Annotated in this window: 9 protein-coding genes and 1 pseudogene; 4 read left to right on the top strand and 6 right to left on the bottom strand. The window is 39.8% G+C overall.

Annotated elements, in window-relative coordinates; all coding sequences use genetic code 11:
* On the bottom strand, positions 1–439 hold a 439-nt coding region (locus tag LC574_RS16895; protein WP_229454584.1), incomplete at its 3' end, for a phosphoribosyltransferase.
* Positions 440–515: 76 nt separating this feature from the next.
* On the opposite strand from LC574_RS16895, the gene LC574_RS16900 reads away from it, so the two are divergent.
* Positions 516–1967 (top strand): MFS transporter, encoded by a 1452-nt coding sequence (locus LC574_RS16900; RefSeq protein ID WP_229454585.1) that lies wholly within the window; start codon positions 516–518, stop codon positions 1965–1967.
* 76 nt (positions 1968–2043) lie between these two features.
* Here LC574_RS16900 and LC574_RS16905 read toward each other — a convergent pair whose 3' ends face one another.
* Complete coding sequence (locus LC574_RS16905) at positions 2044–2397, bottom strand: hypothetical protein (protein ID WP_229454586.1); 354 nt, start codon at positions 2395–2397, stop codon at positions 2044–2046.
* Here LC574_RS16905 and LC574_RS16910 point away from each other — a divergent pair.
* The gene (locus LC574_RS16910) at positions 2383–2520 is read left to right on the top strand and encodes a hypothetical protein (protein WP_229454587.1); all 138 of its coding nucleotides are present in this window, start codon (positions 2383–2385) and stop codon (positions 2518–2520) included. The genes LC574_RS16905 and LC574_RS16910 overlap by 15 nt on opposite strands.
* Before the next feature lie 94 nt (positions 2521–2614).
* Here LC574_RS16910 and LC574_RS16915 read toward each other — a convergent pair.
* A pseudogene (locus tag LC574_RS16915) lies at positions 2615–2902 on the bottom strand (FAD-binding oxidoreductase); the annotation flags it as partial.
* 146 nt (positions 2903–3048) lie between these two features.
* Positions 3049–3441: an ATP-binding cassette domain-containing protein gene (locus tag LC574_RS16920; RefSeq protein WP_229454588.1), complete on the bottom strand. Its 393-nt coding sequence runs from the start codon at positions 3439–3441 to the stop codon at positions 3049–3051.
* A 382-nt stretch (positions 3442–3823) separates the two neighbouring features.
* Between LC574_RS16920 and LC574_RS16925 the strand changes: the two genes are divergently transcribed.
* Entirely contained in the window at positions 3824–5881 is a 2058-nt protein-coding gene (locus LC574_RS16925) for a DNA adenine methylase (protein ID WP_229454589.1), read from the top strand.
* 37 nt (positions 5882–5918) lie between these two features.
* Here LC574_RS16925 and LC574_RS16930 read toward each other — a convergent pair whose 3' ends face one another.
* Both LC574_RS16930 and LC574_RS16935 read right to left on the bottom strand, forming a co-directional pair.
* On the bottom strand, positions 5919–6440 hold the full coding sequence (locus LC574_RS16930; protein ID WP_229454590.1) for a hypothetical protein: 522 nt from the start codon (positions 6438–6440) through the stop codon (positions 5919–5921).
* Between the two features lie 21 nt (positions 6441–6461).
* Positions 6462–6944, bottom strand: coding sequence for a tetratricopeptide repeat protein (locus tag LC574_RS16935; protein ID WP_229454591.1), 483 nt, complete (start codon positions 6942–6944; stop codon positions 6462–6464).
* Between the two features lie 289 nt (positions 6945–7233).
* Here LC574_RS16935 and LC574_RS38510 point away from each other — a divergent pair, with 289 nt between their 5' ends.
* Positions 7234–7401 (top strand): hypothetical protein, encoded by a 168-nt coding sequence (locus LC574_RS38510; RefSeq protein WP_306422127.1) that lies wholly within the window; start codon positions 7234–7236, stop codon positions 7399–7401.
* The last annotated feature ends 389 nt before the right edge of the window (positions 7402–7790 follow it).

Here is a 7790-nt window from a genome sequence, read left to right on the forward strand (position 1 = left end):
GGTTATCAGGTAGATAATCAACATAATAATCGGGTGCTATAACTGAACAGGCTTTATACCAAAGAACGGCGGTACGAATTTCCTCAATGGGGAAATCAGTATTTTGCTTGAGCCAAGGTATAGTCTGTTCCAATGTGATGCCAGAGTCTACCAAATCATCGACTAAGAGAATGCGCGAACCTAACTTTTCGGCAGTCATCGTTAAGTGGCGGGAGAAAATTAAATTATTTCTTTCTTGCTTACCAGCGCCACTGTAAGATGAGGTTGCTAAAATTGCTAACGGCTGCTGGTATATACGGGAGAGAATATCTCCGATTCGTAGTCCTCCTCTAGCAAGACAGATAATCTGGTTAAATTCCCAACCGGATTCATAAATCTGAATAGCCAGTTGTTCAATTTTTTGGTGATAATCTGACCAAGAAACATAAAGGTCTGGCATAAGTATAACGGGAGTAGTAGATGGCTGTATTGAAGGCGATTGCAGACTTTTTATTTTAGTATGAGTGCAAAGTTTTATGAATGATTCTGCTGCTGATGGCGATGCCCAACGAACGCCTAAAAATGAAAAACTAAACCTGAGTACTAAAATTGCTTTCGGTGCTGGAGATTTGGGAACAGCGATCGCAGCGATGATTGGGATCACTTATTTGTCACCATTCCTCACAGATGTCGCTGGTTTAGATCCCAACTTAGCCGGACAAACCCAACTGGTTGGTAAAGTCTGGGATGCAGTCAACGATCCGATGGTTGGGGTATTGAGCGATCGCACTCAAAGTAGTCAAGGAAGGCGGTATCCTTGGATGATTTGGGGAGCAATTCCCTTTGGGATTTTCTTCTTTTTGCAGTGGATTGTTCCGCAATTTAGCACTCAAGAAAGTGTGAATCAGTGGGGGTTGTTTTGGTATTACACTGCTGTTTCTATTTTGTTTAATGCTTTCTATACAGTCGTCAATTTACCATATACAGCGCTCACCGCAGAACTAACTCAAGACTACGACGAACGCACTAGTCTAACCAGCTTTCGCTTTTTCTTTTCTATTGGCGGTAGCATTTTCGCCATACTTCTTTTTTTAGTTATTTCTATACTAATTCCCAATAACAGACAACTACAATATGTAGTTTTGGGAGGCATTTGTGCAACTGTCTCTGTTTTCCCTTTATATTGGTGTGTTTGGGGAACAAAAAAACGCGCTCAAGCAGTAGCAAAGTTACACCCAGAAACTGAGCAAAAAGTCTCTATTCCTTTATGGCAACAACTCAAAATTGTTTTTACTAATCGCCCTTTCTTGTTTGTAGTAGGGATTTACCTTTGTTCTTGGTTGAGTTTTCAATTGTCAGCTGGCATTATTCCCTACTTTGTCACCAGTTGGATGCGGCTACCGCAATGGCACGTTAACCTAGTGCTGTTGACGGTGCAAGGAACCGCTATGTCTATGCTGTTTGTTTGGGCTGCCATCAGTAAGCGTTTTGGCAAACAAGCTGTGTACTACATGGGAATGACTATTTGGATTATTGCCCAAGTTGGACTTTTTTTCTTGCAACCTGGTCAAATCATCCTAATGTACATTTTTGCGCTGATGGCAGGTTTCGGTGTCTCCACTGCCTATCTTATTCCCTGGTCAATGCTACCTGATGTAATTGAACTGGATGAACTCAAAACTGGACAGAGGCGAGAGGGTATTTTTTACAGTTTTATGGTGTTTCTCCAGAAAATCTGTTTAGGACTTGCAGTTTATATGGTTTTACAAAGATTAGGTACAGCTGGATATATTAAACCCACGCCAGATGTGCTAATGCCAATTCAACCAAATACTGTGTTAGATGTAATTCGTAGTTTTATTGGTCCCTTACCAGCGATCGCTTTAATATTGGGTTTAGTTTTAACGTATTTTTATCCAATTACCCGCGAGATGCACGCAGAAATCATGCTGAAACTCAAAGAACGGCAAGAGAAAAGGGGGAGTTAAGGGAGTGGGGAGCAGGGGAGGGGGTAGGGGGGAAAATTTTGGAAGTTGCTAGCTAGATCATCGCGCAAATATGCAACTATGTCATGTCCGGCTGATTAGTTATGATTCCTGCATCTGTTATTAATAACTCGTTCACGAGTATCAAAGACTCATTCACGAGTATAAAAGACTCGTTCACGAGTATCAAAGACTCATTCACGAGTATAAAAGACTCATTCACGAGTATCAAAGACTCATTCACGAGTATAAAAGACTCATTCACGAGTATCAAAGACTCGTTCACGAGTATCAAAGACTCATTCACGAGTATCAAAGACTCATTCACGAGTATCAAAGACTCGTCCGCGAGTATCAAAGACTCGTCCACGAGTATCAAAGACTCGTCCGCGAGTATAAAAGACTCATTAGCAAAGTTATGACACTTATCCAAGAGTATGATTTGCTAGGTACAAGAGTCCTACACCTAATTGGCACAGCCAACGACAAACATCTCTCTGCTCAATGCCCAATGCCTAATTTCTTGTATTTGCGATCGCAAACTGACTTAACCTAAATAGTAGTTAAACAAAATTAATTACACAAAATTGAGGGATGAAATCTTTATCCAGACTGGAAACTCATGTGTAAATAATTCTGTGCGATTACTTATCTAAAATTACGCCACCATGCAACGGTACGCACTGCCCATAATTCCCAGTTCCCGCACCCCGCACAATTATAGGTACACGGTGTTTCGCGCAGGCTGCTGCAACTTTTAAAACCTCGGCTTCATTGGCGGGACGCAGTACAATATCCCCGACTTTTCCCTCTAGTTTCGGCACAAGCACCGGGCTAAAGGTGTGATAATCCTGGGATAACTTTGCGACTTGGGCGGAGTCCGTGATGGTTTCTATGCCTTCTCTCGAATTAATCAGGGCATTCAATTTTATCGTCATAGCTTATATCCTTTTTTTAACGCAGAGGAACGCAGAGGAACGCAGAGAATTAACTCCTCTGCGCCCCTTTGCGCTTCCCTCTGCGTCCCTTTGCGTTTTAATTCTCATGTTTCACAGCACTTTCATGCCACTTACTTAATATAAGGTCAGATAAGGCGCTCAAGCTGATAAAAATTAATACACCCAACCCAGTTGTGAGAAATAATGCTGCAAACATCCGAGGAATTTGTAAGTTGTAGCTGGAGATTAAAATCCGGTAAGCAATGCCAGATTTTTACCCAAGGCATGAGTGCGGCATCTTGGAAAACAAAAGCCAGTTTTTTTGCTTGCTGAGTTATACCCCAGTCAATACTACCAGAACTTGTGCGCCCCAATCCGGCAATCATTCGCAGAACTGTACTTTTACCGCACCCAGAGGGGCCAACTAAACTGACAAATTGCGACTCTGGAATTGCTAAATTTAGGTCTTGCAGGGCAACAGTGCCATTGGTGTAGACCTTGCTAATCTGATTGAGTGTGATAATGGGATGGTGACTCATTCATTCTGTAGATTAAAATTTGACTGTATCAGAAAATATGAAAAAGATGTTTCATGGTTAACCTAATTATCAGTTAAAACTCAAAGCCATAGAAAGTATTAATAACATTTTTTAGATTAGATGTTAAGTAAATATTCCTTAGAAACACTGGTAATGAAAATTTTAATAGTATTTATTTGAGTTTAACTGAACAACTTAGTATAGGAATCGTATTTGATTTTTGAAATTATCTACGTAGGCGGGGAGTGGGTAGAGACGCGATTAATCGCGTCTGTAGGGAGTAGGGAATAAGGAATTAGGCTTTTCGAGTTGTACCGAGCTTTTTCAGAAATCAAATATTAGTCCTATATTAAATTAAAGGGTTATATAAAATAGCAAACTTATGAGTAAGCTGATAGCATTCGGTTGGTATGGAGGAAAATACAGTCATCTTGACTGGCTTTTACCACTCTTGTCAAAAACTACTCACTACTGTGAGCCTTTTGGAGGTTCAGCAGCAGTTTTGATAAACAAAGAACCATCACCTGTAGAAACTTACAATGATATTGATGGCGAACTAGTTAACTTTTTTCGTGTACTACGCGATGAAAAAAACGAACTAATTAGGACTATTACTTTCACTCCTTTCTCAAGACGTGAGTTTGAACTTGCCATTTCTCAATCCACTAAAGAGTTATCTAATTTAGAGAGAGCTAGGCGGTTTTTTATCCGAGCTAGACAAGTAAGAACAGGATTAGCTCAGACAGCAAGCTCCGGTAGATGGGCACATTGTTTGTTGACAAGTCGTGCAGGTATGGCTGGGGCTGTCTCAAGATGGTTAGGGAGTATAGATGACCTTTCTAAAATAGTTCAAAGATTTCAGCGAGTTCAAATAGAAAACTGCCCAGCAATTGAAGTTATTCAAAGATATGACAGTGAAGAAACACTCTTTTACTGTGACCCTCCTTATCCACATGATTCCCGTGGAGACAGTAATGCTTATGGATATGAGATGACAGATGAAGAACATCATAAACTAGCTTATGTCCTTCACAATATCAGTGCTAAAGTTGCTATCTCAGGATACGACTGTACCCTAATGGAGGAACTATATGGTGACTGGCGACGTATTCCAGCACCGTCAAAGTACTGCCACTCTGTCAAAAAGCTACGTACAGAAGTCCTCTGGACAAACTATGACTTAGAATATCAACCTGTACAAATAATATCTCAAAGTAAGTTCAAAAAGTCTAAAACAGCTATTATGTCAACGCCTCCAGAGATTCTTAACTCAGCTTTTGATAGAGCATCCGAATACATCAGAAGGGGCGATTCAATGATGATTGCTCCAGAAATTGTTGATAGAGTGGAATTTGTCTGTAGACACCCTCAAAATAAGGCTGGCATAAGGCTTCTATTAGCTTGCTTATTAGCGAAAGTTCATCAACCTCATCTAGATATTCGTAAGCCATTTACTGAAATTGGCACAAAAGATTCTTACTCTGGCCGTTTTTACGATGAATCATACATTGCATTTTTTATTAATGAACGTAATTTACAAGATGTATGCAACCCAACAACTGCTTTTCTAACACCTGCACTTCGTACTAAAGCAATACCTTTAACTTTAGATGCTAAGTTGATAGGAAAACCTGCAATATTATACCAAACTGTTATTCAACTATTTGACGATGTTTATACAGAGCGTGTAGCAACAGAAGACCTTCTTGTAGAAACTATAAAATGGCTTTTGATTATTAAAAAAGAGAAAAATCAACGAATTCAAAGTCTTATTGCTAATTTAAACACTCTAGATGATCGGGCAATTCCTCTTTCTGCTGAAGCAATTGTAAAACTTATTAGACAACATTTAGATTGTCCGAGAGCAAGTCGTTTGCCAGTGCTTATTGTAACTGCTGCTTATCAATCAGCCTCAGAACATTTAGGAGAACGATGTTTACCGCTTGAAAGTCACAATGCGGCTGATAAACAAACTGGTTCTTTAGGTGATATTAAAATCAGACTCATAAGTGGTAACAATTTAGTAACCAGCTACGAGATGAAAATGAAACGTATTACTATAAATGACATCAATAATACCCTTCACAAAATTACACGTAGAGTAGAACAAACTGGATATAAAATTGATAATTACATATTTATAACTACTGAAGCTATAGATAAAGATGTAGAAGACTATGCTGCTAATCTCTATGAAAAGACAGGAGGTATAGAGATTGTAGTACTTGATTGTCTTGGTTTTTTACGGCATTTTTTGCACTTGTTTCATCGTTTACGGATGCAGTTTGTGGAGGAGTATCAAAAGCTTGTGCTTGCAGAACCAAACAGTGCAGTTAGTCAACCCTTAAAGGAGGCTTTTTTAGCATTGCGCCAAGCTGTTGAGAGTGTTGAAGTGGAAATCAACTCAGATATTGAGACTGAATTAGATACTCCACTTTGAAAGGTAGCTAAAAATCTGGAGGATAGCAAGCGATCGCTTACTTTTTGTAATAGCTTACCCCTTTATTCACAAATTGCAAGGTGTATGCTTCTTTGTAGTTAACGTTGGATTTAGAAATCTTAGTATCAACCATGCTATCAAAGAGTGATTTCCACCTTGCGTCACTCATTGCCCCAATACCTTGTGCTATGGCATTCACGGCATCTATGCCATAACCCATGAAGAAATCTACCGCATCCCCCATCAACAATTGAGTCCCACTGGGAACCTGCGGGCCACCCATTTTGATGGTGACATCTAAACCATAGTCTTTGTAAATACCAATGGCGTAGGCGCAGCCCGTCGTAGACATCGCCTGGTAAAATCCGCCGTGTTCTGCTTGTGCTATCCAGTTTGTGCCAAATGTAACTTTATCCAACCAAGAATTGCTAGTTGATGGTTGGTTGCTGTTAGTACAATCAGCAATGAAGCTACTACCAATCCAGATAGAACCGTATTGAATAAAATCACGGCGACTAAGGCGATAAATTTCTGTTGATGAGGGTGATGGCAGATTCATAAAACAGGATGATGTTCTCTTTTATTTGCCGTTGTAGCTGAATCTAAATGTACATTCTAGAATCAACTTTTGATTCACTAGCGAATAAGGCTGAATTTCTAAAGCACCTTTAAAAGCTTTGATGGCTTCACCATACTCTCCTAGTGCTGCATAACACAAACCCATACCGTGAAGTGCTCCAAAATGTATTGGATTTATCTGCACAACCTTATGACAATCTGCCAGAGATTTTTGATAATCTCCAATACTGTAATACAGAAAAGCTCGGCGATTCCAAGCTTCGGCAAAATCTGGCTGGTCTTTGATTAGTGCTGTCAGCGCTGTTTCGGCTTCAGTAATTTCACCTGCATCCAGTAACTTTTGACTGCGATCAATTATTTCCAGCCCATAAATTCCCTTTTGCTGAAACCAAATTCGCCAGATTTTTCTGGTTGCTTTTTCGCGGACTGTGGCATCCGGGTTTTTTAACTCTTCAAGTAAGGAATTGATAGATAAAGAATCCATGAATTTGAGATCAGTGAATATACCTTTGTATTAACTTTCTCACAAAATATATCTACTAAATGATTTTTAAAGCCATCTTTAAAATTACGGTATTTTATTGCTAATTATGAATTTTCTGTGTGATTTATTGTATTCAGTATACGACTAATACCACACTCGACATTTAAAGTTATAAAAATAAAACTAACTAGAGGTAGTTGACAAATTCCTAGTACAACACGGCGGAAATAAACATATCATTTAAAATGGCGCAAAAGCTTGGAATACAATTCTTTTGAATGCGTGACTTTTGACTTTTGCCTTAGTTGAACCAATTTGGTATTTACCAGGAATTGCCAAGCGTTTTGGCATTGCAGAATCACAGTTGCGTCGCGCTTTAGGAGAAGTGACGAAATTCTTAGTTTACAATGCCCGGAAGCGTCAAGAAGGAGGCGATCGCTTATTTGGTACAAAATAAATTACTAACTTCACCCTAGAAATCAGCATCGTTTGATTAACCAAGGTTTTACCCCACCCTAACCCTCACGCCACTTGCTCCACTTGGGGAAACCCCAAGACCGCAGTGGCTCCCCGATATATTAGGGAGGGAACTAGTAGTTCGCTTTCGTGACTTGGCGGGGTAAAGGGTAAGGGGGAAGGGGGAAAGGTTTTAAATCCCTTACCCTTTCCCCTTTCCCCTTTCCCCAGCCCTCACAAGCGCATTTTTGGGTTGGCAGACTACTAGTGGTCTGTCCCATTAATTTTGCTGGGTTGGATAAATCTTTGAAAGCTTAACTCTTGCATCTTCTGTACGAAATCGCCAATCTACACAAACCTGATTAATATTGCGATCGCACTCCCAAATTG

It is taken from the genome of Nostoc sp. CHAB 5715 (assembly GCF_020829685.1).
In the GTDB taxonomy this organism is placed as follows: Bacteria; Cyanobacteriota; Cyanobacteriia; order Cyanobacteriales; family Nostocaceae; genus Nostoc.